24 protein-coding genes and 1 pseudogene are annotated in these 21,905 nt (G+C 71.9%); 16 read left to right on the top strand and 9 right to left on the bottom strand.

The annotated features are described in order from the left end of the window. The first annotated feature begins 336 nt into the window (after window positions 1-336). The 9 genes from ACKI2N_RS27675 to ACKI2N_RS27635 all read left to right on the top strand — a co-directional run bounded on the left by ACKI2N_RS27675 (window position 337) and on the right by ACKI2N_RS27635 (window position 9,120). On the top strand, window positions 337-2,154 hold the full coding sequence (locus tag ACKI2N_RS27675) for an OPT/YSL family transporter (RefSeq protein WP_420992033.1): 1,818 nt from the start codon (window positions 337-339) through the stop codon (window positions 2,152-2,154). A 144-nt stretch (window positions 2,155-2,298) separates the two neighbouring features. Beyond that, window positions 2,299-2,751, top strand: coding sequence for a universal stress protein (locus ACKI2N_RS27670; protein WP_420992032.1), 453 nt, complete (start codon window positions 2,299-2,301; stop codon window positions 2,749-2,751). Then, window positions 2,748-3,194 carry a universal stress protein gene (locus ACKI2N_RS27665; protein ID WP_420992031.1) on the top strand — a complete coding sequence of 149 codons (447 nt, stop codon included), beginning with the start codon at window positions 2,748-2,750 and terminating at the stop codon, window positions 3,192-3,194. Before ACKI2N_RS27670 ends, ACKI2N_RS27665 begins: the two co-directional genes overlap by 4 nt. 67 nt (window positions 3,195-3,261) lie before the next feature. Then, window positions 3,262-6,072 (top strand): monovalent cation/H+ antiporter subunit A, encoded by a 2,811-nt coding sequence (locus ACKI2N_RS27660; RefSeq protein ID WP_420992030.1) that lies wholly within the window; start codon window positions 3,262-3,264, stop codon window positions 6,070-6,072. Continuing rightward, entirely contained in the window at window positions 6,072-6,437 is a 366-nt protein-coding gene (locus ACKI2N_RS27655) for a Na+/H+ antiporter subunit C (protein ID WP_420992029.1), read from the top strand. The genes ACKI2N_RS27660 and ACKI2N_RS27655 overlap by 1 nt, the downstream gene beginning before the upstream one ends. After that, the gene (locus ACKI2N_RS27650; protein WP_420992028.1) at window positions 6,434-7,945 is read left to right on the top strand and encodes a monovalent cation/H+ antiporter subunit D; all 1,512 of its coding nucleotides are present in this window, start codon (window positions 6,434-6,436) and stop codon (window positions 7,943-7,945) included. Before ACKI2N_RS27655 ends, ACKI2N_RS27650 begins: the two co-directional genes overlap by 4 nt. 13 nt (window positions 7,946-7,958) lie before the next feature. Further along, window positions 7,959-8,471: a Na+/H+ antiporter subunit E gene (locus ACKI2N_RS27645; protein ID WP_420992078.1), complete on the top strand. Its 513-nt coding sequence runs from the start codon at window positions 7,959-7,961 to the stop codon at window positions 8,469-8,471. Continuing rightward, complete coding sequence (locus ACKI2N_RS27640) at window positions 8,447-8,722, top strand: K+/H+ antiporter subunit F (RefSeq protein WP_420992027.1); 276 nt, start codon at window positions 8,447-8,449, stop codon at window positions 8,720-8,722. Before ACKI2N_RS27645 ends, ACKI2N_RS27640 begins: the two co-directional genes overlap by 25 nt. Window positions 8,723-8,736: 14 nt before the next feature. After that, window positions 8,737-9,120, top strand: a complete 384-nt coding sequence (locus tag ACKI2N_RS27635; protein WP_420992077.1) for a Na+/H+ antiporter subunit G — start codon at window positions 8,737-8,739, stop codon at window positions 9,118-9,120. Here ACKI2N_RS27635 and ACKI2N_RS27630 read toward each other — a convergent pair. Beyond that, the gene (locus ACKI2N_RS27630; protein ID WP_420992026.1) at window positions 9,117-9,425 is read right to left on the bottom strand and encodes a high-potential iron-sulfur protein; all 309 of its coding nucleotides are present in this window, start codon (window positions 9,423-9,425) and stop codon (window positions 9,117-9,119) included. The two genes, ACKI2N_RS27635 and ACKI2N_RS27630, sit on opposite strands and share 4 nt — an antisense overlap. A 200-nt stretch (window positions 9,426-9,625) precedes the next feature. Here ACKI2N_RS27630 and ACKI2N_RS27625 point away from each other — a divergent pair, with 200 nt between their 5' ends. Continuing rightward, window positions 9,626-10,333: a hypothetical protein gene (locus tag ACKI2N_RS27625; protein WP_420992025.1), complete on the top strand. Its 708-nt coding sequence runs from the start codon at window positions 9,626-9,628 to the stop codon at window positions 10,331-10,333. 340 nt (window positions 10,334-10,673) lie between these two features. Then, complete coding sequence (locus tag ACKI2N_RS27620) at window positions 10,674-10,943, top strand: hypothetical protein (RefSeq protein ID WP_420992024.1); 270 nt, start codon at window positions 10,674-10,676, stop codon at window positions 10,941-10,943. A 29-nt stretch (window positions 10,944-10,972) separates the two neighbouring features. Here ACKI2N_RS27620 and ACKI2N_RS27615 read toward each other — a convergent pair whose 3' ends face one another. Beyond that, window positions 10,973-12,394 carry an aldehyde dehydrogenase family protein gene (locus ACKI2N_RS27615; RefSeq protein WP_420992023.1) on the bottom strand — a complete coding sequence of 474 codons (1,422 nt, stop codon included), beginning with the start codon at window positions 12,392-12,394 and terminating at the stop codon, window positions 10,973-10,975. A gap of 112 nt (window positions 12,395-12,506) precedes the next feature. On the opposite strand from ACKI2N_RS27615, the pseudogene ACKI2N_RS27610 reads away from it, so the two are divergent. Next, window positions 12,507-13,446, top strand: a pseudogene (locus tag ACKI2N_RS27610) (LysR substrate-binding domain-containing protein). A 36-nt stretch (window positions 13,447-13,482) separates the two neighbouring features. Here the strand turns inward: ACKI2N_RS27610 and ACKI2N_RS27605 are convergent. From ACKI2N_RS27605 to ACKI2N_RS27595, 3 genes are all read right to left on the bottom strand, one after another. Continuing rightward, complete coding sequence (locus ACKI2N_RS27605; protein WP_420992022.1) at window positions 13,483-13,668, bottom strand: DUF3008 family protein; 186 nt, start codon at window positions 13,666-13,668, stop codon at window positions 13,483-13,485. A gap of 107 nt (window positions 13,669-13,775) precedes the next feature. Continuing rightward, window positions 13,776-14,000 (bottom strand): DUF2188 domain-containing protein, encoded by a 225-nt coding sequence (locus ACKI2N_RS27600; RefSeq protein ID WP_420992021.1) that lies wholly within the window; start codon window positions 13,998-14,000, stop codon window positions 13,776-13,778. A 128-nt stretch (window positions 14,001-14,128) separates the two neighbouring features. Continuing rightward, the gene (locus ACKI2N_RS27595) at window positions 14,129-14,752 is read right to left on the bottom strand and encodes a ParB-like protein (RefSeq protein WP_420992020.1); all 624 of its coding nucleotides are present in this window, start codon (window positions 14,750-14,752) and stop codon (window positions 14,129-14,131) included. A 169-nt stretch (window positions 14,753-14,921) separates the two neighbouring features. Between ACKI2N_RS27595 and ACKI2N_RS27590 the strand changes: the two genes are divergently transcribed. The 4 genes from ACKI2N_RS27590 (at window position 14,922) to ACKI2N_RS27575 (ending at window position 17,352) form a co-directional block, all read left to right on the top strand. Next, window positions 14,922-15,668: a ParB-like protein gene (locus ACKI2N_RS27590; protein WP_420992019.1), complete on the top strand. Its 747-nt coding sequence runs from the start codon at window positions 14,922-14,924 to the stop codon at window positions 15,666-15,668. A 336-nt stretch (window positions 15,669-16,004) separates the two neighbouring features. After that, window positions 16,005-16,436 carry a hypothetical protein gene (locus ACKI2N_RS27585; RefSeq protein ID WP_420992018.1) on the top strand — a complete coding sequence of 144 codons (432 nt, stop codon included), beginning with the start codon at window positions 16,005-16,007 and terminating at the stop codon, window positions 16,434-16,436. A gap of 12 nt (window positions 16,437-16,448) precedes the next feature. Then, window positions 16,449-16,862, top strand: a complete 414-nt coding sequence (locus ACKI2N_RS27580) for a hypothetical protein (protein ID WP_420992017.1) — start codon at window positions 16,449-16,451, stop codon at window positions 16,860-16,862. A gap of 52 nt (window positions 16,863-16,914) precedes the next feature. Continuing rightward, window positions 16,915-17,352 carry a lytic transglycosylase domain-containing protein gene (locus ACKI2N_RS27575; RefSeq protein ID WP_420992076.1) on the top strand — a complete coding sequence of 146 codons (438 nt, stop codon included), beginning with the start codon at window positions 16,915-16,917 and terminating at the stop codon, window positions 17,350-17,352. Here ACKI2N_RS27575 and scpA read toward each other — a convergent pair. From scpA to ACKI2N_RS27555, 4 genes are read right to left on the bottom strand one after another with little or no spacing between them, the layout of a single operon-like run. Then, window positions 17,349-19,445 (bottom strand): methylmalonyl-CoA mutase, encoded by a 2,097-nt coding sequence (gene scpA / locus ACKI2N_RS27570; RefSeq protein ID WP_420992016.1) that lies wholly within the window; start codon window positions 19,443-19,445, stop codon window positions 17,349-17,351. The two genes, ACKI2N_RS27575 and scpA, sit on opposite strands and share 4 nt — an antisense overlap. Beyond that, window positions 19,442-20,266 carry a Pnap_2097 family protein gene (locus tag ACKI2N_RS27565; protein ID WP_420992015.1) on the bottom strand — a complete coding sequence of 275 codons (825 nt, stop codon included), beginning with the start codon at window positions 20,264-20,266 and terminating at the stop codon, window positions 19,442-19,444. Before ACKI2N_RS27565 ends, scpA begins: the two co-directional genes overlap by 4 nt. A gap of 1 nt (window position 20,267) precedes the next feature. After that, window positions 20,268-21,557: an MSMEG_0569 family flavin-dependent oxidoreductase gene (locus ACKI2N_RS27560; RefSeq protein WP_420992014.1), complete on the bottom strand. Its 1,290-nt coding sequence runs from the start codon at window positions 21,555-21,557 to the stop codon at window positions 20,268-20,270. A gap of 58 nt (window positions 21,558-21,615) precedes the next feature. Continuing rightward, window positions 21,616-21,903: an MSMEG_0570 family nitrogen starvation response protein gene (locus ACKI2N_RS27555; protein ID WP_420992013.1), complete on the bottom strand. Its 288-nt coding sequence runs from the start codon at window positions 21,901-21,903 to the stop codon at window positions 21,616-21,618. Window positions 21,904-21,905: the final 2 nt, after the last annotated feature.

Genomic DNA, 21,905 nt, shown 5'->3' with positions numbered 1-21,905 from the left:
GATAATCATTACTATTTAATTCTCAGGTTTGTGACACGATCTGAGTCAGCAAATGGGTTCCCGGACACCTCGCGTGTCCGGACTTTTTTGCGGCGCCCGCTTCATGCGGCCGTTCACGCAGCCGTTGTGCCTGGCACCGGCCTTTCCCGCCATCTCCGTCCCCGCCGTTCTTTCGGTCTTTTCTGGTCCTCCCTCCCGGCTCCGCCACGCTGCGTTGCGGTAGCATCTCTTCCTGCATTGCCTTCTGTATTGCCTTCGTGACGGCCGCTCCCGTATGCCCGCCGTTTTCGTTCCATCCCGCAGATCCGATCAATGCCGAGGCGCATGGGAAAGCCAATGACGGAAGCCGCAGGTCCGCCGCCCTTCGACGCTGCGCCCGCCGGCGCGCAGGCTGCCGGCCGCCGCTGGGCCTGGCTGCCGGCGCAGGGCAGCTGGGGTTACTACGCGCTGCTCGGCGCGGTCGGGGTGCTGGTGCTGGGGCCCCTGGGCGGGGTCGCGGCGGCCTACATGAATTTCTCGCTCGGGTTCTTCGTGGGCGGCCAGGTGCTGGCCGGCATCCTCGGCTCGACCATCACCTACGGCTATGGCGCGGACGGCCGCCACGGCGCCAACTACATCCAGACCATTGCCGCCTCGGTGGCCGGCATGAGCGGCATGGCCGTGGTGGTCCAGGCGATGACGTGGATGGGCCTGCCCGAGCCGCCGCTGTGGCAACTGATGTTGTACATGCTGTGCGTGGGCATGTTCGGCGTGGGCGTGGGCATGCTGTACACGCCGATCCTGGTCGACCGCCTGCAGCTGACGTTCCCTTCCGGGCTGGCGGTGGCCAATATCCTGCGCGCGCTGACCGATCCGGTGCTGCTGCGGCGCTCGGTCTCGCGCCTGGCCGGCGGCACCGTGCTGGGCGCGGCCTGCGGCATCGGCGCGGCGCGCGTGGCGCTGCTGGCGGCCGTCGATTTGTCGGCTTCCACCTTCGGCGCGGGCATGATCGTGGGCGCGCGCATCGGGCTGGCGGCGCTGGCGGCAGGGCTGGCGGGCCAGGCGCTGGTGCCGTATTTCATCTCGGTCGGCTGGCTGGCGCCCGGCGATCCGTTCCGCAAGATCACCTTCCTGATCGCGCTCGGCATGATCATGGGCGCGGCGCTGGTCGACATCTCATTGCTCCTGCGGCGCGCCTGGCGGCAGGCCCGGGAAGTGCGCGCGGCCCGCCCGCGGGCCCGCGGCGGCGCCTCGTGGCGGCTGCTGGCGTGGGTGGTGTTCTGGGGCGGCGCCGTCGTGGCGGTGGGCAGCGGGTTGCTGCACCAGCCGGCCGGCTACCTGCTGCTGGCCGTGATGCTGGTGTTCCTGTTCGCGATGGTCAACGGCATCTCGGTCGGCATGGTGGACCAGAACCCGATTTCCTCGGCCTTCGTGCTGTCGGTGATCCTGATGGCGGCGCTCGGCCTGAAGGATCCCCAGGTGGGTTTGATCGCCGCCACGGTGCTGCTGGTCTCCACCAGCCAGGCCTGCGACATGCAGCAGGACCGTTCCACCGGCTGGCGGCTGGGCACGGACCGTACCGTGCAGTTCCGTTTCCAGGTGGCGGGGATCGTCGTCGGCGCGGTGCTGGCGGTGCTGTTCGCGCGCCTGTTCATGCGGGCCTATCCGGAGCTGGCGCTGGACCAGACCATGCTGTCCGCGGGCGCGCAGCCGCAGCGCTGGGCCTCGGCCATGACCTACAAGATCGTCGGCGCGCTGCGCGGGCTGGCGCAGGACCTGCCGCACCAGCGCACCGCGGTGGCGCTGGGAATCGGCCTTGGCCTGGCCACCGCGCTGCTGCGCCTCGCGGTCAAGTCGCGCGCGGGGTATCAGCGCATGGTCGCCGCGGGCGGCCGGGGCCGGGTGCTCGATTTCCTGGTCGATGCCGTGCTGCTGCCTTCGCCTTATGCGTCCTCGTTCGGCGGTTTCGTCAACCTGCCGACCTCGGCGTGGTTCGCCGCCGGCGGGGTGGTGGCCAGCGTGCTGAACGCCATGCCGGGCCGGCGCGCCGAGGCCGATCCGCTGCCCGAGGACATGAGCACCACTTCGCTGGTGGGCGGCGGGCTGATCGCCGGCGATGCGCTGGCCGCGGTGGGCCTGGGCATTGCCGGGCTGCTGTTCACGGCGATGGGGTGAGGCGGCGCCGAGTTTAGTCTTTTCGAAAGCGATCTGAATTTTTTGCCAGCCGCGGCCGCGCGCGGGCGGGGCGGGGCGGTTGTGGCGCAGAATGGCCGCAGGCACCCGCCCGCGGGGAGCGGGCCGCACCGGAGGGTCAGCACCATGACCGTGGTAGTGCTTGCAGCAGACGGTTCGCCCGGCAGCGAGGCAGCAGCGGCCAGGCTGGCCTCCCGTCCCATGTTCGCGCCGCCGCTGGTGGTGCACGTGGTGCACGTCTCGCCGGTGCTCGGCGCCGCCGGCCGGCAGGTGATGCCGGGCGCGGACCTGGCGCTGGAGAACAAGGCCGCGGCCGCGCGCGCCTTCGACAAGGCCAACGCGGTGCTGGCGCCGGTGGCCGGCGAGATCCGCCGCCACTGGGTGAGCGGCGATCCGGCGCGCGAGATCGTGGCGCTGGCGGCGCAGCTCGACGCCGACGCCATCGTGGTCGGCGCCAGGCGGCGCGGCGCGCTGGTCAATGCCATCCTCGGCTCGGTGGCGGCGGCCGTGCTGGCGAAATCGCACGTGCCGGTGGTGGTGGTCAACCGCGAGCCCGGCGGGCCCGGCGGCACGCCATGACCACGGTGGTGCTGGCCACCGACGGCTCGGCCAACAGCGTGGCGGCGGCGCGGCGGCTGCTGGCGCCGGGCGTGCTGACGCCGCCGCTGGTGGTGCATCTCGTGCATGCCTCGCCGGACATCGAGGGCCGGCCGCGCCCGTACTTTTCCACGGACCTGCTGGAGCAGTGGGTGGACGAGGCCGCCGCCCAGGCCTTTGCCGCCATCCTGCCGCTGCTGCTGCCGGCATGCGCCTCGGTCACGGAGCATCGCCGCCTGGGCGACCCGGCCGAGGTCATCACCGAGGTGGCCGCGCAGAGCGGGGCGGACATGATCGTGATGGGCACGCACGGCCGCGGCGCCTTGCTGGCCGCGGTGCTGGGCTCGGTCGCGTCGCGCGTGGTGGCCTCGGCGACCGTGCCGGTGCTGCTGGTGCCGCGCGGCGCCGCGCCCGGCGGGCCCTGAGCGTGCCTGGCGCCGCGCGCCCGCGCTGCCGGCCCGCGCGCCACCTGCGGGTTGCCGGAGAGCGCCGATGTTGATGGTCTGGCTGATCGCGCTGCCGCTGATCGCCGCGGTGCTGGCGCTGCCGGCATACCGCCATGCGCGCGTGCTGGCGGCGCCCATCGTGGCGGGCGCGCCGCTGGCGGGCCTGGCCTTGCTGCTGGCCGCGCGCGCCCGCGTGGCCGGCGGCGGCGTGGTCGCCTGGCGCCAGCCCTGGCTGACGGATATCGGCCTGGACCTCAGCCTGCGCCTGGACGGCCTGTCGTTCCTGTTCGCGCTGCTGGTGCTCGGCATCGGGCTGCTGGTCATCCTGTATGCGCGCTACTACCTGCCGCGCGGCGAATCGAGCGCGCGCTTCTTCGCCTTGCTGCTGCTGTTCATGGCGGCCATGCTGGGCGTGGTGCTGTCGTCCAACCTGCTGTTGCTGGCGGTGTTCTGGGAGATGACCAGCGTCGTGTCGTTCCTGCTGATCGGCTTCTGGTCGTACCGGCAGGAAGCGCGCCAGGGCGCGCGCATGGCGCTGGCGGTGACCGGCGCGGGCGGCCTGGCCCTGCTGGCCGGCGTGCTGCTGCTGGGCCATATCTGCGGCAGCATGGAGCTGTCGGACGTGCTGGCCCGGGCCGGCACCGTGCAGCGCCACCCGCTGTACGTGCCGATGCTGGTGCTGATCCTGCTGGCGGCGTTCACCAAGTCGGCGCAGTTTCCCTTCAGCTTCTGGCTGCCGCATGCGATGGCGGCACCCACGCCGGTGTCGGCCTACCTGCATTCGGCCACCATGGTGAAGGCCGGCGTGTTCCTGCTGGCGCGGCTCTACCCGGTGCTCGACGGCAGCAACTGGTGGTTCTACCTGGTCAGCCTGACCGGCCTGGCCACGCTGGTGGCGGGCGCCGCCATGGCGCTGCTGCAGCGCGACCTGAAGGGCCTGCTGGCCTATTCCACCATCAGCCACCTCGGCCTGATCACGCTGCTGTTCGGCCTGGATACGCAGCTCAGCACCGTGGCCGCGCTGTTCCACATCATCAACCACGCGGTGTTCAAGGCCTCGCTGTTCATGGCCGCGGGCATCATCGACCACGAAACCGGCACGCGCGACCTGCAACGGCTGCGCGGCCTGCGCCGCTACATGCCGCACACCGCGCTGCTGGCCATCGTGGCCTCGCTGTCGATGGCGGGCGTGCCGCTGTTCAACGGCTTCCTGAGCAAGGAGATGTTCTTCGGCGAAACCCTCGCACAGGGCCTGCTCGGCGAGTTCAACTGGGTCATTCCGGCGGCGGCGACGTTTGCCGGCGCGCTCACCGTGGCGTATTCGCTGCGCTTCATCTATGGCGTGTTCTTCGACGGCAAGCCGGACGGCCTGCCGCGTTTCCCGCCGCACGAGCCGCCGCGCTTCATGCGCATTCCGGTCGAGGTGCTGGTGGTCATCTGCCTGGTGGTGGGGCTGTTCCCGGCCTACACGGTCGGCTCGCTGCTGGCCGGCGCCGCGCTGGCCACGCTGGCCGCGCCGCTGCCCGACTACAGCCTCAGCCTGTGGCACGGCGCGAACCTGCCGCTGCTGATGAGCGGGGTCTCGATGGTGGCCGGCGCGGTGCTGTTCTTCCTGCGCCGCCACGCGTTCCACCGCTATCACGCGCGCATCGCCCATCTCAATGCGCGCGACATGTTCGAGGCCGGCGTCGCCTGCCTCGCCCGCACCGCCGGGCGGCTGGTCGCGCTGTTCGAGAACGGCTCGCTGCAGGCTTACCTGGCCTGGATGCTGGCCGCCATGCTGGGCATCCCGGCGATCCTGCTGGCCGGCCTCGACTCGCTGGCCGGCCCGTTGCCGCCGAGTCCGCCGGACGCGCTCACGCTGGCCGGCCTGGGCCTGCTCGCCGTGGCCGCGCCCGGCGTGGTGGCCGCCCGCCGGCGGCGGCTCGATGCGCTGATCCTGCTGAGCGTGTGCGGGCTGCTGGTGGCGCTGGCGTTTACGCGCTTCTCGGCGCCGGACCTGGCGCTCACGCAGGTCTCGGTGGAGGTGGTGACCATCCTGCTGCTGGTGCTGGCGCTGTATTTCCTGCCGGTGGACCGGCCCGAGGCAGCCTCGCGCGCGCGCCACGCGCGCGACGGCGTGCTGGCGCTGGGCGGCGGCGCGCTGGTGGCGGCGCTGGCGTATGCCGTCATGACGCGCCCCTACGATCCGATCGCCTCGTTCTTCGTCGACAACAGCGTGAGCGGCGGGGGCGGCCACAATGTGGTCAACGTGATCCTGGTGGATTTCCGCGGCTTCGATACGCTGGGCGAGATCTGCGTGCTGCTGGCCGCCGGGCTGGGCGTGCACGCCATGCTCAAGGGCCTGCGGCTGGCGGCGCCGCCAGCCGGCCCCAACGGCCTGCCGTGGACCGGGCAGCGCCATCCCCTGCTGCTTGCCATCCTGGCGCGGCTGATGCTGCCGCTGACCATGCTGGTGGCGGTATTCATCCTGCTGCGCGGGCACAACCTGCCGGGCGGCGGCTTCATCGCCGCGCTGGTCACGGCGGTGGCCCTGCTGCTGCAATACGTGGCCAGCGGCGTGCTGTGGACCGAGGCGCGCATCGCGCTGCACCACCGCGCGCTGGCCGGCGGCGGCATCCTGCTGGCGGGGCTGACCGGGCTGGGCAGCCTGGCCTTCGGCTACCCGTTCCTGACCACGGCCTTCGGCCATTTCCATGTGCCGCTGCTGGGCGAGATTGAGCTCGCCACCGCCATGCTGTTCGACCTCGGCGTGTACTTCACCGTGGTCGGCACCGCGCTGCTGATCGTGTCGCACCTGGGCGTGCGCGACAAGCGCGGCGGCGGCCAGCCGGACGCGGGCGAGGGAGGCCGCTGATGGAAGCCGCCTACGCCGCCACGATCGGCATCCTGATGGCCAGCGGCATCTACCTGCTGCTGCGCGCGCGCACGTTCACGGTGGTGCTGGGGCTGGCGCTGGTTTCCTACGCGGTGAGCCTGTTCCTGCTCGGCATGGGCCGGCTGGCTACCGGCAAGCCGCCGGTGATCGCGGCCGGCGCGCAATATGCCGATCCGCTGCCGCAGGCGCTGGTGCTGACCGCCATCGTCATCGGCTTTGCCATGACCGCGTTCGCGGCGGTGCTGGCGCTGCGCTCCCTCGGGCTGACCGGCAGCGACCACGTCGACGGCGCGGAACCTGGCACGGAACCTGGCGCGGGGCCGGGCGGGGAGAGCGGGCCATGAACGCCGGCGCGCCGCTGTCCACGCTGTTCATCCTGCTGCCGGTGCTGCTGCCGATGTTCGCCGGCGGCATGCTGGCCGCGGCCCCGGCGCGCCGGACCGGCGCGCGGGCCGCGCTGAACCTCGCCGCCACCTTGCTCCTGCTGCCGCTGGCGGCGGGCCTGGCCGGGCAGGCCGCCAGCGGCGGCATCGCGGTCTATCGGCTCGGCAACTGGCCCGCGCCGTTCGGCATCGTGCTGCAGCTCGACCGGCTCGGCGCCATGATGCTGTTGCTGACCGCCGTGCTGGCCGCGGCCGCGGCAGTGTGCGCCGGGCGTGGCGACGCGCGGCTCGGCCGCCATTTCCATGCGCTGTTCCAGTTCCAGCTGATGGGGCTCAACGGCGCTTTCCTGGCCGGCGACCTGTTCAACCTGTTCGTCTTCTTCGAGATCCTGCTGATCGCCTCTTATGCGCTGCTGGTGCATGGCGGCGGGCGGACGCGGGTGGGCGCGGGGCTGCACTACGTCGTGCTGAACCTGGCGGGCTCCGCGTTCTTCCTGGTCGCGCTGGGCGTGCTGTACGGGCTGAGCGGCACGCTCAACATGGCCCACATGGGCCTGCGCCTGGCCGGCCTGCCGCCGGCCGACCTGCCGCTGGCGACGGCCGCCGCGGCCATGCTGATGCTGGTGTTCGCGCTCAAGGCGGCGCTGTTCCCGATGGCGTTCTGGCTGCCGCGCGCCTATGCGGGCGCCGCCGGCGCGGTGGCCGCGCTGTTCGCCATCCTGAGCAAGGTCGGCATCTACGCCATGCTGCGCTGCACGGCGCTGGTCTTCGGCGGGCCGGACGGCATGCTGGCCGCTTTCCTGCACGGCTGGATCTGGTGGCTGGCGCTGGCGACGATGGCGTTCGGCGCGGCCGGCGCGCTCGCGGCGCGGGGCCTCAAGGCGCTCACCGGCTATCTCGTGCTGGCTTCGGCAGGGCTGCTGGCCGCCGCCATCTCGCTGCAGACCGGTCCGGCGTGGAGCGGGGCGCTGTACTACCTGCCCGGCACCGCGCTGTGCACGGCGGCGCTGTTCCTGCTGGCGGACGCGCTGGAGCCGGCGCGGGAGCGGGCCGGCTCCAGCGTGGTCCATCCTTCGCGGCTGGCCGGGCTGCTGTTCCTGGCCGGCGCGGCGGCGGCGGTCGGGCTGCCGCCGCTGCCGGGCTTCATCGGCAAGGTCATGGTGATGCGCAGCGCGCCGCTGGACGCCGCGGCCGTGCTGTGGCCCGCGATCCTGCTGTCGAGCCTGGCGCTGCTGGTCGCGGCCAGCCGCACCGGCACGCGCCTGCTGTGGCGCCTGCCGCAGCAGCCCACGGCGCCGCGCCGCGCGCCGGACCGGTGGAAACTGGGCTGCTGCGCCTTCCTGCTGGCTTGCAACGTGGCGCTGGTGCTGTTCGCGCGCCCGCTCAAGCTGTACCTGGACGCCACCGCGGCCCAGCTGGCCGACCGCGCCGCCTACCGGCGCGCGGTACTGCCCGCCGGGGAGGGCTAGGTCCATGTCCGCGCTGGCCCGCCGCTGGTTTCCCCATCCCCGGCTCAGCCTGGCGCTGCTGGCCATGTGGCTGCTGCTGGCCAACAGCGTGGCGCCGGCCAACTGGGCGCTGGGCGCGTTGCTGGCCTGGGCCATCGGGCTGCGCGTGGGACAGCGGCTGTGGCTGCGCCCGATGCGGCTGGCGCGCCCGGGGCTGATGGCGCGGCTGGCGGTCCATGTGCTGACCGATATCGTGAAGGCCAACGTGGAAGTGGCGCTGCTGGTGCTGGGGCGGCCGTCGCGGCTGCGCCCGGCGTTCATCGTGGTGCCGCTCGAGCTGGAGCACGAGCTGGCGCTGGCGGCGCTGATCAGCATCGTCTCGCTCAGCCCCGGCACGCTGTGCGCCGAGCTCAGCGACGACCGCCGCCGCCTGCTGGTGCACGTCCTCGACCTCGACGACGAGGCCGCGCTGGCGGCGCTGATCCGCGCGCGCTACGAGGCGCCGCTCAAGGAGATATTCGCATGCTTGCCATCGTCATCCCGCTAGCGCTGGCCCTGCTCGGGCTGGCCTTTGCGCTGGCCTTTGCCCGCCTGCTGCGCGGCCCCGGCCTGCCGGACCGCATCGTGGCGCTCGATACGCTCAATATCAACGCCATCGCCCTGATCCTGGTGGCCGGCATCTGGCTGCGCTCGGGCCTGTTCTTCGAGATCGCGCTGCTGATCGCGGTGATGGGCTTCGTCGGCACGGTCGCGCTGACCAAGTACCTGCAGCGCGGCGACATCATCGAACTCAAGTGAATGGGGAGGAGGAAATCATGAGCATCGTCGCCGAACTGGCCACCTGCGCGCTGCTGCTGGTGGGCAGCATCTTCACCCTGGTCGGGGCCATCGGCCTGTTCCGGCTGCCCGATTTCTACATGCGCCTGCACGGGCCGACCAAGTCGACCACGCTCGGCGCGGGCGGCATCGTGCTGGCCTCGCTGGTGTATTTCAGCTGCCAGGGCAACGGCCCGAGCCTGCACGAACTGCTGATCTCCGCGTTCCTGTTCCTGACCGCGCCGATCAGCGCGCACATGCTGGCCAAGGCGGCCATGCAGCAGCGCCTGCCGGTCGACCCGCGCACGCGCGGCCGGCCGTGGGAGGCGCAGGCCGGCGCCTGCGCGGACGACGCGGACGGGCAGGACCCGGCCGCCTAGCCCTGTTCCCAGGCGCTGCACCAGCCTGCCGCCGCGACCTGCTTGTCGCCGAACAGCACGCAACTGCCCATGGCCGGGCTGCTGCCTTCCTGGAACAGCTGGCAATTGGCGCAGGTCTGGCTGGCCGCGTGCCTGGGGTACTTGGCCTGGTCGACCTTGCGGGTATCCGCCTTGTAGCCGAGGCCGACGGCCTGCGGGTCCTGTTCGTCGAGCGCGGCTGCCGCCGCGCGGGTGGCGGACGCGGCCGCCAGGCCAGCGGCCACGGCCGCCGGCACGGTCTTGAGGAACACACGGCGAGTGGGCATGCTGCTTCCTTTTTCTGGCTGGAGGAACCGGGACGGCCGGCGCCCGCCGGGGATCGGGGTCTTGTGGGGAGGGGCGCCGGCCTGCGTGCCGGATTGTGGCACAGCGCGCGTGGCCCGGCGCGCCGCTTCTGTGGCAAACTCGCCGCTGCCTTTTCGTTCTTCCCGCCGCCCACGTCGCCACCATCACCGCCATCGCACCCATGACCGCTCCTACCAACACCGACACCCTGCGCCAGGCCCTGCAGGAGCCGCTGCCGCTACAGCTCTCGCCCCTGATGGGCACCGGCTTCCTCGACGGCGGCGAAGCCGGCCGCTTCGCCATCTACACCGAGCCGCCGGAAGCGCCCGGCCGCGACGAGGTGCTGGCCGGGCTGCGTGCCTTGCTGGCCGCGCAGGCCGATGCGCAAGCCAGCGGCGAGGCGCTCGACGGCGAGGACTGGGAGCCCGGCCAGGCCTTCGAGATGGACATGGACAGCGACGAGGTCTGCGGCCAGGTGCTGTTCTACCGCCTGATCCTCGCGCGCGACCTGGACCCGGTGGGTTATTGCGCATTCGAGATCAATGCCGACGAGACCGGCGTGATCTTCGTGACCCTGGTGGAATCGTGGGTCCGCGCGCAATACCAGCCGCTGGGCGTGCAGCGCGGTTTCGTGCTGCAGATGGCCGGCGCGGTCTACGCCGTGCTGGCCGAGCTCGACGCGCGGCTGCAGGCCGCCGGCGAGCACGGCGCCTCGTTCGAGGTGCTGCTGGGGCTGGAGCAGGAGTCCGACGACAGCGGCGCGCTGCTGGAGGCGCTGCGGGACACGCTGCGCGCCTGGACCGGCCCGTCCGCCCCGAGCGATGCCGAGCGCCAGCCGCTGGGCATCGCGGCGGTGAACGTGTCGGTGATCGGCGGCTCGGCGGCATGAGGCGGCATAAGGCGGCACGAGAGATGGCGCAAGACAGGGCGGCGCAGCCCCGCAGCCGACGGCCGGAATGCCGCGCGCGGCATGGCGCGATCCGGGCGACGGGAATGCGTCTTGCATGGTTCACCCAAGCCGTCGCGGCAACGATATCCCCGGCATCCTGACCGATGCGTGCGTGGCGCAGGGATTCCGCTCCCCGCGCCGCGGAATGCGCGGCACCGGCCGCACGCCTTGCCGGCGTGACGGGTACGCCAATGAAGGGCGCGCCAATGACGGGGACACGTCATGGCGAGGCAGGCAGGCGGATTCTTTCGCAGCACCGGGGTGCGGGGAGTGCTTTGAGATGCGAAAAGACGAGATTCTCCTGCGAATGCGGCTCGGGGCCACGCTGACCCTGGCGGTCAATCCGTGGGGCGGGCGCATTCCGGCGGCGATACTGAAGCATCCGTCGCTCAAGCGGGACGTGCATATCGCCTGGTGGCAGATCCAGCGCCTGATCGATGCGCAATTGCTCGCGCTCGATGGTGCAACCGTTGAAAAATCTACTTCCCTGCGGCTGACGCGCCTGGGACACCGGCGTGCCGGCGCCGACGGCGCGGGCGGCCCGGCTTGAGGCCCGCCGGCCGCCTGCGCCGGCCGCCTTCAGTCCACGCCCAGCAGTGACTTGGGCTCCATGAATGCTTCCAGCCCGAAGGTGCCGTACTCGCGGCCGATGCCCGACTGCTTGAAGCCGCCGAACGGGGCGGCGGGCTCGTGCGCGAGCGTGTTGACCAGCACGCGGCCGGCCTCGATGCGGCCGGCCACCGCGCGGGCGCGCGCCGCGTCGGCCGACAGCACGTAGGCCTGCAGCCCGTAGCTGGTGTCGTTGGCGATGGCGATGGCTTCCTCGGTGTCGCGGTACGGCAGGATGGCCAGCACCGGGCCGAAGATCTCCTCGCGCGCGATGGTCATGTCGTTGCGCACGCCGCTGAACACGGTCGGGCGCACGAACCAGCCGTCGCGCGTGCCGCGCGGGCGGCCCTCGCCGCCGGCCAGCAGCCGCGCGCCTTCGCCGATGCCGAGGCGGATATAGCGCTGCACGCGCTCCCATTGCTTCTGGCTGACCATCGGGCCGATGGCGGTGTCGGGGTCGCGCGGGTCGCCGCTGCGGATGCGCGCCACCTCGGCCACCACGGCCGCCTCGAACTCGGCCAGGCGCTGCCGCGGCACCAGGATGCGCGTGCCGGCGATGCAGGCCTGGCCGCTGTTCATGAAGCCGGCCTGCAGTGCCAGCGGCACGGCCTGCGCGAAGTCGGCGTCGTCGAGCACCAGCACGGGCGACTTGCCGCCCAGTTCCAGCGTGACGCGCTTGAGTGTCTGCGCGCCGGCACGCAGGATGGCCTTGCCGACCTCGGTGGAGCCCGTGAACGACACCTTGGCCACGTCCGGGTGCGTGCTGATCTCCGCGCCGACCACCTCGCCGCGCCCGGTCACGATATTGAACACGCCGGGCGGCAGGCCGGCCGCGTGCAGCGCCTCGGTGACGACGCGGGTCTGGAGCGCGCTCATCTCGCTGGGCTTGATCACGGCGGTGCAGCCGGCGGCCACGGCCGCGGCGAGCTTGCCGCAGATAAAGCCGCCGTTGCTGTTCCATGGCGTGATCAGCCCGGCCACGCCCAGCGGCGTCATGACGACTTCCGCCGTGCCCATGCGGCGCGTGAACGCATAGTCCTCCAGCACGCTGGCCGCGTCGAGCAGCACGCTGGCGGCATACTGCGCCATCCAGCGCGCGCGCGAGACCGGCGCGCCGTATTCCTCGACGATGGCGTCGAAGAGATCGTCTTCGCGCGCCTGCACGGCGGCGTGCAGGCGCCGCAGCCATTCGACGCGCTCGGCCTTGCCGGTGCGCGAAAAGGCGGGAAAGGCGCGCCTGGCGGCGGCGATGGCGCGCCGCGCATCGTGCTCGTCGGCGAGCCTGACCTGGCCGATCACCTGGGCGGTGGCGGGATTGAACAGGTCGAACCACTCTTGGCCGTGCGGGGCGACGAAGGCGCCATCGATGTAGATCTGCTCGATGCGATGCATGAGGACTCCGGGAATGCGCAGGATGCGTAGGAACATGGAGCAGAAGATAAGCGCCTGGCATTGGCCGGTCTAGCCATATAATTGCGGACGAACTGTTGAACGATTTGGGACAATGCAGACTTCCGGCCTGACCGAGCTCGAAGGCGTGGCCGCGGTGGCGCGCCTGCGCAGCTTCCGCGCGGCGGCCACGGAGCTGGGCGTTTCCACTTCGGCGCTCAGCCATGCCGTGGCCGCGCTGGAGGCGCGCCTGGGCGTGCGGCTGTTCCATCGCACCACGCGCAGCGTGTCGCTGACCGAGGCCGGCACGCAGTTCGTGGCGGGCATCGCGCCCGCGCTGTCGGCGATCCGCGGCGCCATGGAACACGCCGGCAGCTACCGCGACACGCCCTCCGGCACGCTGCGCATCAACACCTCGGTGGGGGCGGCGCAGCAGGTGATGCCGCTGTTCCTGGCTTTCCTGCGGCGCTATCCCGAGATGAAGCTGGACATCGTGACCGAGGGCCGCCTGATCGACATCGTGGTGGCCGGCTTCGACGCCGGCATCCGGCTGGCCGAGAGCGTGCCGCTGGACATGGTGGCGGTGCCGCTGGGGCGACCGCAGCGCTTCGCGGTGGGTGGGCAGCCCGGCGTACTTCGCCGCCCACCCGGCGCCGCGCGCGCCCGCCGACCTGCTCGCGCACCGGTGCATCCGCACGCGCATGCCGAGCGGCAGCCTCTACCGCTGGGAGTTCTCCCGCCACGGCGAGTCGATGAGCGTGGACGTGCAGGGCGCGCTCACGCTGGACGATGCCTCGCTGATGCTGGAAGCGGCGCGCGACGGCCTCGGCCTGACCTACCTGACCGAGTGGAACGTGGCGGCGGACCTCGCCGCCGGCACGCTGCTGCGCGTGCTGGAAGACTGGACGCCGACGTTCGGCGGGCTCAGCCTGTACTACCCGAGCGGCCGCCATGTGCCGGCGGGGCTGCGGGCGCTGATCGGCATGGTCCGCGAAGGCGCGCTGGCCGCGCCGCCGCCGCCGCGCGCGGCCGGCAAGGTGCCGAAGAAAGGCTGAGGCGCGGCGAGCGCGGGGGCCTTGCCGCGGGCGGCGTCAGGACTTCTTGTGCCCCGGCTTGCCCTTCTGGCTGGTGGAAGCCATGTCGTGCAGCTCGCCCTCGCTCATCGACTTGTACATCGACTTCGACGCGCCCTTGAGGCTGCCTGCCTTCTTGTCGCCGCGCTTGGCGGAAAGCGCCGCGCCCGCGGCCATCTGCTGTGCCTTGGATTTTGCTGGCATGGTGTGCTCCTTGTGTGGCATGCCGGCCGCCGGTGCGGCCAGCGGTACATGGAAACCGGAACGGCGGCAAGAACGATGCCGAAACGGCCTACCGGAACGACGCGCGTTCAGCCGCGCACCGTGCGCGGATCGTGGCCGTAGCTGTTGCGCGAGCGGATCTGGCCGTCGCGCCCGTGGATCAGCAGTTCGACCTGCTCGCGCTGCGCGTCGAGCGTGCCGGCCGCGATGGCGGCGTCCTGCGTGTCGTGGTGCGAGTTGGCGTTCCTGGCGCCTTCCTGGATCACGTCCCAGCCGGTGCCGTGCGGTACGACGTGGATATTGTGGGCTGTCATGGTCGCTCTCCTGCTGGTCCTCGGGTTGGTGCGGCCGCCACCGGCCTGCTGCCGGCGCGCGGCATATCTCCATTGTGGCGCGCGCCGCGCGCGCGGCAATCGGCATCTGTCTGACACGCGGCGCGGCCTCAGCGCACCGCGCCCAGATACCCCGGCAGCCCGCGGGCCTTGCCGCTGCGCGCCAGCTGCACCGCGCGCGCCAGCGCCTCGGCAAAGCCGTCCACGGTGTCGAGCGGCCCGCCGACGTGGCGGCGAAAGAAATCGGCCCAGCGGAAATCCGGGTAGGCCTGCCGCACCTTGCGGTAGCCGCCGGCCAGCTGGACGAACGCTTCGAGGCTGCGGTAAGGATCGTCGCGCATGTCGCCCACGCGCTCGGGCAGCGCGCTCACGGGCAGGCGCCTGCCGTGCTCGTCGTAAGGATGGACCGAATGGGTCTTCAGCATGGCCTGCCAGAACGCCGCGGGCGCCAGCGCGCTGAGGTCGCGCAGCACCAGCACCGGCGCGGCGTGGATGCCCAGTTCATGCCAGGCGCGCACCCAGTGATGATGGTCCACCACGTAGGCGACGTGCTCCGGGCCCATCACCACGTCGAGCCGGTGGCGTTCCAGGAACGCGGGGCGCTGGTGTGCGCCGCGCCGGGCGGTGGCGTGCATTTTTTGCTCGACGTGGTACCAACCCACTGTAATTTGGGTGGGTCGCAGCTCGTCGATCGGGATCACGAGCTTGCTGCCTTTGCCCAGCGGCGCAATCATCGGCGGTCTCCTTCAGGGCTCGCGCGGTACATGGGCGCCAGGGGCGCAAGAAACATGCCCTGGCGACATGCCCTCGGGCGGCGCGTCCGGCGCGAAGCTTGCTTTTACGCTCTTGCTCTTACGCTTTCACGCTTTCACGCCGGACGGCCCGGACAGGAGCGAGCACGCCATGAAAAAGGCCAGCATCACCCGCGCGAGCCCCGAGGCGGACGCGCCCGCCGCGCGCAAGCGCGCCGCGGCCGGCGGCCCGGAGGCGGCCCTGGGTCATCCCGCCGTGCCGCCCGGCGAGATGCGCGTCGAGCTGTACGCGCTGCGGCCCACCCAGCTCACGCTGGGCATGGACCAGGTCCGCGAGAAGATGCGCGCGACGCTGCGCCATGCCGGCACGGCCGACGCCGCGCGCGCGGATGCCGCGCTGTGGGCGTTCCTGCGGCGCCATCCGCTCAAGCTGGTGCGCGGCCCGCAGCAAGGGCTCCATATCGTCGACCACCATCACTGGGCGCGCGCGTGGGCGGAGCTCGGCTACGTCCATGCGCCGGCCCGCCTCCTGCTCGACCTCGGCCATCTCGCGCCGGATGCCTTCTGGCGCCGCATGGAGACGCTCGGCCATGTGCACCCCTACGACGAGCATGGCAAGCGGCTCACTATCGCCGCCTTGCCGCACAACGTGATGGGCATGCGCAACGATCCCTACCGCAGCCTGGCCGCGTTCGCGCGCAATGCCGGCGCCTACCGCAAGCCCGGCAGCGCCTATGGCGACTTCCAGTGGGCCGGGCTGTTCCGCGAACATATCGGCGGGCGGCTGGATACCGTGGGCGGCTTCGCGCTGGCGCTGGCGCAGGCGATCAAGCTGGCGCAGGGAAGCAAGGCGCGGCGCCTGCCGGGCTTTACCGGCAAGCTGGAGCGGGTCGCGTAGCCGGCGCGGCCATCACATAGCGCCGCCGCACGTTGTGCCAGTGGTACAGCGCCGGCCGGATCGCCGCGCCGGCGGATGGCCCGCGCCGGCCATGCCCGCGGCTCCCGCGCGGCCCGTACTGCACGTAATGCGTATCGAAAGTGCCATGCCCGGCGCGTGGTTGCGCCGCCCGCGATGCGCGCGCGCCGCACGCGCGCTGTCAACCGGCAAATAGGCACCTTTTCCCGGCCAAACCGCGCGTTTGGGCAAGCCGCGCCTGCGGGTAAATTGCTGCGCGAATCCATCGCGAGTTCATCGCAAGTTCATCGAAAGTCCATCATTTCGGGAAGCCATTCCATGTGCAATATGTGCAATACCGCGGACCGGCCGCGCGCCGGGCGCCGCGCACCGGCCTCGCTGGCGTCATTGGCATGCTCGGGCGCGGCGGCGCTGCTCGCGCTGGCCGGTTGCGCGCAATTGCCGGAATCGACGGCCACGGCGGGCGCCCCGGCACCGCGGGCCGCGCTCGCCGGCTTCGTGATTCCGCCCGATGCGCTGGGCGCGCGCGATCCGCAACTCGCCAGCGTGCTGGCCAAGGCCGGCACGCTGGCGGCCCGGCAGGGCCAGCCGGCTACCGTGCTGGTCACCGCGCTCGCGCAGGACCTGCCTTACCTCAACCAGGCGATCTGGAAAGGCGTGCCGGCCCAGCGCGCGGCGGCCGTGCGCCTGGAGAACCTGACGGCCGGCGCAGGCCAGCCATACAGCGTCACCGTCAAGACGGCCCGATAAGGAGCCCCGGCCATGTACCGCCTTACCCTGCTTGTCCTTGGCCTGACGCTGGCGCTGGCGCTGCCGGCGCTTGCCGCCGAAGCGGGCGCCGTTGCCCGTCCCGCCGCGTCCACGCCCGCTCCGGCGCCGGACAAGGTCTATCCGCCGTTGCCTTCGCTGGCGATGCTGCCGCCCGCGAGCGACAACGAGGAACTCGCCGCGCCGCGCGCGGGGCGCGTTGCCAGGGCCAGGATCAAGGCAGCGGCCGCGCCGGAGCGCAAGAGCGCGGCGCCGGTGGCGCACCTGGTGGTTTCCGAGGCCTCGCGCGCCTATCTCGACACGGTCGGGCGCGAACTCGACCAGGCGCTGCTGCAACTGCCTGCGCCGGCGCTGCCGAACGAGCGCCGCACGCGCCTGGCCAGCGAGAGCGGCAACCATGTCCAATAACGGGAACGACGGCAGCCATGGCCGCCGCCGGCGCTCCGGCACGGCGCTGTCCATGTGGCTGCCGCTGGGCTTGTCGCTGCTGCTGTTCCACGGCACGGCGCGGGCGCAGCAGGATTGCTTCGAGCAGGCCGGTACCTACCAGGGCGTCAATCCAGTGGTCCTGCGCGCCATCGCCTGGCTCGAATCGAAGGGCGACGCGGCCGCGGTGAACCGCAACGCGAACGGCTCGGTCGATGTCGGGCAATTGCAGATCAACTCGATCCATTTCGGCGCGCTGGCGCGCCATGGCGTGCCGAGCGGGGCGCTGACCGATGCCTGCGTCAATGTCTACGTCGCCGCGTGGCTGCTGAAGCAGAAGATGGTGCGGCACGGCAACACCTGGCGCGCGATCGGCGCGTATCACTCCGAATCGCCCGTGCGCCGCGATGCCTACGCCCGCCGCATCCAGCGGATCCTGGTGGCGTGGGGCGAATTGCCGGCGGCGCGTTAAGCAGCGTCCGCGCTGGCCCGGATGCGGCCGTCATGCAGCGCGGCTTCGGCTTCCTCCAGCACCCCGGCTATCTGCCGCACGATCGCTTCCATCGCCGTGCCCGGGCCGAACAGGGCGCGCACGCCAAGGCCGAGCAGCAGGCGCGCGTCGGCATCCGGCACGATGCCGCCGGCAAAGACGGGCGTGCGCAGCCGCGCGGCCGCCAGCGCCTGCAGGAAGCGCGGCAGCAGCGCGAGATGCGCGCCGGCCAGCGTGGAAATGCCGACGGCGTCGAAACCGCCGCGCGCCACTTCGGCGGCCACGTCCTCGGGCTGCCGGAACAGCGGGCCGAGCGTGACGGCGAAGCCCGCGTCGGACAGGGCCGCGGCCACCGCCTTGGCGCCGCGGTCGTGCCCGTCCAGCCCCAGCTTGGCGACCAGGATGCGCGGCGCCCGGCCGAGCCGCGCGCCGAGCGCCCGCACGCGCGCCGCGGCCTGTTCCCACGCCGCGTCCTCGGCGCGCCCGCCGCCGTATTCGCCTTGCGCGAAGACCGGGCTGGCCTGGTGGCGCGGCCAGACCTGCTCCAGCGCGGCGGTGCATTCGCCCACCGTGGCGCGGCAGCGCATGGCGTCGATGGCGAGCGCGAGCAGGTTGCCGCTGCCGCCGCGCGCCGCCGCCGTCAGGGCGGACAAGGCGCGCCGCAGCGCCGCCGGATCGCGGCCGGCCTTCAGCGTGGCCAGGCGCTGCGCCTGCGCGGCCAGCACCGCGCGCCCGTCCACCGCGAAGCAGGCCGGTTCCTCGTCCGGCGCCACGAACTGGTTGACGCCGATGATGGCCTGCTCGCCGGAGTCGATGCGGGCCTGCGTGCGCGCCGCGCTGCGCGCGATCATGGCGTGCACCCAGCCGGATGCCAGCGCGGCGTGCACGCCGCCGCGCGCCTCGATCTCGGCCATCAGCGCGCGCACCTTGCGCGCGACCTCGCCGGTCAGCGACTCCATCATGTAGGAGCCGGCCCACGGGTCGGCCACGTCGCACAGGCCCATTTCGCGCTGCAGGATGAGCTGGGTGTCGCGCGCCAGGCGCGAGGCATCGGCGCCGGGCAGCGCCAGCGCTTCGTCGTAGGCATTGGTGTGCAGCGACTGCGTGCCGCCGAACACCGCCGCCATCGCCTCCACCGTGGTGCGCACCACATTGTTCTGCGGCTGGCGCGCGGTGAGCGACCAGCCCGAGGTCTGGCAGTGCATGCGCAGCGCGCCGGCGCGCGCGCTGGTGCCGCCGGCGGCCTGGACGATCTCCCACCACAGCAGCCGCGCGGCGCGCAGCTTGGCGATCTCCAGGTAGAAATCCTTGCCCACGCCGAAGAAGAAGCTCAGCGTGCCGCAGAACGCGTCGACGCCGATGCCGCGCTCGCGGATGGCTTCGACGTAGGCCCGGCCGTTGGCCAGCGTCAGCGCCAGTTCCAGCACCGGGTCGGCGCCGGCCTCCTGGAAGTGGTAGCCGGAGATCGACATGCCGTTGAAGCGCGGCACGTGCCGGGCCAGCCACGCCACCACGTCGCCGGCGATGCGCATGGACGGCCCGGGGGCGAAGATCCACGCGTTGCGGACCATGTACTCCTTGAGGATGTCGTTCTGGATGGTGCCGCTCAGTTGCGCCAGCGGCACGCCGCTTTCCTCGCCGGCCACCAGGAAGGCGGCCAGCACCGGCAGCACCGCGCCGCTCATGGTCATCGAGACCGACACGCGGTCCAGCGCGATGCCCTCGAACAGCCGCTTCATGTCCTCGACCGAATCGATCGCCACGCCCGCCATGCCCACGTCGGCCTGCGCCAGCGGGTGGTCGGAATCGTAGCCGCGGTGGGTGGGCAGGTCGAACGCCACCGACAGCCCCTGCGTGCCTTGCGCCAGCGCGGTGCGGAAGGCGAGGTTGGAGGCGGTGGCGTCGGCATAGCCCGCGTACTGGCGGATGGTCCATGGCTTGCCCGCATGCATGGTGCGGTGCACGCCGCGCACGAACGGCGCCTCGCCGGGCAGCGTGCCGAGGTGGGCGATGCCGTCCAGGTCGGCGGCGGTATAGACGGGGCGCCGGGGCACGGCGTGGTCCTCGGCGCTCATCGCGTTCTCCAGTGCTTGCGGGTGACCACGTCGGCGATCTTCTCGCCGTCGCTGGCGCGGCGGATCTCGCACCAGTGGGCCAGCCCGCCGGGGCCGCTGTGCACGGCGCCGAACGACAGCTCCAGCGCGTCGCCCAGGTTGACGTTGCCGTGGAAGAAGAGGTCGCGCTGCGACACCGCCGGCGGCTCGTCGAAGCGCTGCCATTGCCATTCGGCGCGGTCGACGATGGCCTGGAAGCTGGCGAAATAGAGCAGGTCGGCGCCGTTGAAGTCGGTGTACGGGCAGGGCAGGTACTCGGCCGTGTGGCGCGCCGGAGCCAGCGTCTGCGCCAGCCCCAGGTGGGTGCCCCAGTCGGCCGCGCGGAAGCGCTTGGCCAGCGCCGCCATCTCGGCGGCGGCCGGCAGCGGCGCCTCGGCGGCCGGGCCGAACGCCGCGCGCACCACCGAGCGGTTGTCGCGCTCGCGCTCGCGGCGGATGAAGGTGGACATCATCGATACCTCGGCGCGGCGCGCGCCGCCCACCATGACGCGGTGCGTGCTGTGGTGGCGCGCGCCGGCCACGCGCTGGAGCTCGGTCTCGATGGCGAATGCCGCGTGCTCGCCCAGTGTCTCCAGCGCGGCCTCGCGCACGCGGATCGCCAGGAAGGCGGCGTAGGACTTGTGGCCGCCGGCGTCGCGGAACTCGGGCAGGGCCTGGCCGGCCAGCGCGGCCAGGCCCTGCCAGTGCAGGTCGCCGCAGGTCTTCAGCAGCCAGTTCTCCGACAGCCCCGTGTACGACAGCTGCGGCATGCCCGCCACGTAGCCGGTGCGCGCGCGGTGCATGTCAGGCCGCCAGCGCTTCTTCGCCGGCCAGCGTGGCGGCCACCCTGCCGGCCAGGAACTCGGCGTCGCGCGCGATGCCCGAGAAGCGGCCCGAGCCCCAGGTGTGCAGCCACGGCAGGCCGAGGAAGTACAGGCCGGCCTGCGCGGTGACGCCGCGCACGTGGCCGGGATAGCCGCGGCCGTTGAAGACGGGCACTTCGAGCCAGCTGAAGTCGGGGCGAAAGCCGATGCACCAGATGATGCTGCCGATGCCGGCGCTGCCCAGGTCCAGCGCGGTGCGCTCGCCGGCGGGCCGCCACACCGGCTCGTAGACGCTGGCCGGCGGCGCCTCGATGCCCTGCTTCTCGATGTACTTGTCGATGCCGGCGTTGATGCGGTTGTAGGTGTCGTCGGCGTCCTGGAGATTGGCCGCCAGGTTGGGCGCGAAGCGCAGGTGGCCGTCGCGGTAGTCGTCCAGCACGCCGTACAGCTCCATGCCCTCGGCGGCGAACTTGCGCAGGTCGATGTCGCGCCCGCCGTCGCGCCCGGTCACGTAGTGGTTGGTGTTGTCGCGCACGCCTTCGCGCAGCGGGTGCTCCTGCACCGGCATGTCGTAGTACTGCATGTCGGCCAGCCAGTCCACCACGTCGCGGCCGCGGTAGAAGCGCGCGCAGCGCGGGGCCTCGCCCACCGCCAGGTAGACCTTGCGCCCGGCCAGGTGGAGGTCTTCGGCGATCTGCGCGCCGGACTGGCCCGAGCCCACCACCAGCACCGCGCCTTCGGGCAGCGCCTGCGGGTTGCGGTACTCGGACGACTGGATCTGGCGGATGCCGGCCGGCAGCCGCTCGGCCATGCGCGGCACGATGGGCGAGTGATAGCCGCCCGACGCCACCACCACCTGGTCGGCGGTGAAGTCGCCGTTGGAGGTGAAGACCTCGTAGCCGCCGCGCTCGCGCGGCCTGACGCGGCGCACTTCGGTGTGTTCCAGCACCGGCGCGTCGACCATGGCGATGAAGCCGTCGAGGTAGGCCTCGATCTCGTCCTTCTTCATGAAGCCGTGCGGATCGTCGCCCTGGTACGGATAGCCGGGCAGGGCGCATTGCCAGTTGGGGGTGACCAGGCAGAAGGCGTCCCAGCGCTGGTTGCGCCAGGTGTGGGTGACGGTGTGCTTCTCGAGCACGAGGTGGTCGATCCTGGCCTGCTGCAGGTAATAGCTCATGGACAGGCCTGCCTGGCCGCCCCCGACCACGATCACGCTGTAGTGCTTGGCGGCGGGCGCGCCGGATTGATTTGCGCCGAGAGTGCTGGACATGATGGTTCCTTGTTAGATGGCGGTGATGCGGAATGACTGGCGTGCTGGCCGGGCCGCGCTAGCGCCCGAAGCCGAGCACGCGCACGGTGGCGTCCGGCTGGGCGCTCCACCTGGCGGCGGTGTTTTCGATCTGTTCGAGCTGGTCCATGGCCGAGGAGCAGGCGTAGCCGTACTTGGCCCTGACCCGCTCGGAAGCGCTGCCCAGGGCCTGCCGCGCGCGCGCCAGGAAGTCTTCGAGCGGATAGTCCTGCCCGGCGGCGAAGTACTCGGTGACGACCGAGGACGGCGAGTAGCAGGTGGCCTGGCTGTGGTCCGGCCATTGCACCCGGAAATGCGTGACTGGCATGG

Origin of the sequence: Cupriavidus sp. 30B13 (assembly GCF_049059565.2) — a bacterium.
In the GTDB taxonomy this organism is placed as follows: domain Bacteria; phylum Pseudomonadota; class Gammaproteobacteria; order Burkholderiales; family Burkholderiaceae; genus Cupriavidus.
Note: the sequence above shows the minus strand (reverse complement) of the source record. Positions and strands in the feature narration are given on the sequence as shown.

Excerpts from the sequence above, each read along its gene's own strand:
- ACKI2N_RS27665 (WP_420992031.1), top strand. The coding sequence starts at position 2,748 with ATGACCACGGTGGTGCTGGCCACCGACGGCTCGGCCAACAGCGTGGCG.
- ACKI2N_RS27555 (WP_420992013.1), bottom strand. The coding sequence starts at position 21,903 with ATGCCAGTCACGCATTTCCGGGTGCAATGGCCGGACCACAGCCAGGCC.
- ACKI2N_RS27620 (WP_420992024.1), top strand. The coding sequence starts at position 10,674 with ATGCGAAAAGACGAGATTCTCCTGCGAATGCGGCTCGGGGCCACGCTG.
- ACKI2N_RS27600 (WP_420992021.1), bottom strand. The coding sequence starts at position 14,000 with ATGACAGCCCACAATATCCACGTCGTACCGCACGGCACCGGCTGGGAC.
- scpA (WP_420992016.1), bottom strand. The coding sequence starts at position 19,445 with ATGAGCGCCGAGGACCACGCCGTGCCCCGGCGCCCCGTCTATACCGCC.
- ACKI2N_RS27650 (WP_420992028.1), top strand. The coding sequence starts at position 6,434 with ATGAACGCCGGCGCGCCGCTGTCCACGCTGTTCATCCTGCTGCCGGTG.
- ACKI2N_RS27585 (WP_420992018.1), top strand. The coding sequence starts at position 16,005 with ATGTGCAATATGTGCAATACCGCGGACCGGCCGCGCGCCGGGCGCCGC.
- ACKI2N_RS27670 (WP_420992032.1), top strand. The coding sequence starts at position 2,299 with ATGACCGTGGTAGTGCTTGCAGCAGACGGTTCGCCCGGCAGCGAGGCA.
- ACKI2N_RS27590 (WP_420992019.1), top strand. The coding sequence starts at position 14,922 with ATGAAAAAGGCCAGCATCACCCGCGCGAGCCCCGAGGCGGACGCGCCC.
- ACKI2N_RS27565 (WP_420992015.1), bottom strand. The coding sequence starts at position 20,266 with ATGCACCGCGCGCGCACCGGCTACGTGGCGGGCATGCCGCAGCTGTCG.
- ACKI2N_RS27605 (WP_420992022.1), bottom strand. The coding sequence starts at position 13,668 with ATGCCAGCAAAATCCAAGGCACAGCAGATGGCCGCGGGCGCGGCGCTT.
- ACKI2N_RS27640 (WP_420992027.1), top strand. The coding sequence starts at position 8,447 with ATGCTTGCCATCGTCATCCCGCTAGCGCTGGCCCTGCTCGGGCTGGCC.
- ACKI2N_RS27660 (WP_420992030.1), top strand. The coding sequence starts at position 3,262 with ATGTTGATGGTCTGGCTGATCGCGCTGCCGCTGATCGCCGCGGTGCTG.
- ACKI2N_RS27675 (WP_420992033.1), top strand. The coding sequence starts at position 337 with ATGACGGAAGCCGCAGGTCCGCCGCCCTTCGACGCTGCGCCCGCCGGC.
- ACKI2N_RS27655 (WP_420992029.1), top strand. The coding sequence starts at position 6,072 with ATGGAAGCCGCCTACGCCGCCACGATCGGCATCCTGATGGCCAGCGGC.
- ACKI2N_RS27580 (WP_420992017.1), top strand. The coding sequence starts at position 16,449 with ATGTACCGCCTTACCCTGCTTGTCCTTGGCCTGACGCTGGCGCTGGCG.
- ACKI2N_RS27630 (WP_420992026.1), bottom strand. The coding sequence starts at position 9,425 with ATGCCCACTCGCCGTGTGTTCCTCAAGACCGTGCCGGCGGCCGTGGCC.
- ACKI2N_RS27615 (WP_420992023.1), bottom strand. The coding sequence starts at position 12,394 with ATGCATCGCATCGAGCAGATCTACATCGATGGCGCCTTCGTCGCCCCG.
- ACKI2N_RS27560 (WP_420992014.1), bottom strand. The coding sequence starts at position 21,557 with ATGTCCAGCACTCTCGGCGCAAATCAATCCGGCGCGCCCGCCGCCAAG.
- ACKI2N_RS27575 (WP_420992076.1), top strand. The coding sequence starts at position 16,915 with ATGTGGCTGCCGCTGGGCTTGTCGCTGCTGCTGTTCCACGGCACGGCG.
- ACKI2N_RS27625 (WP_420992025.1), top strand. The coding sequence starts at position 9,626 with ATGACCGCTCCTACCAACACCGACACCCTGCGCCAGGCCCTGCAGGAG.
- ACKI2N_RS27595 (WP_420992020.1), bottom strand. The coding sequence starts at position 14,752 with ATGATTGCGCCGCTGGGCAAAGGCAGCAAGCTCGTGATCCCGATCGAC.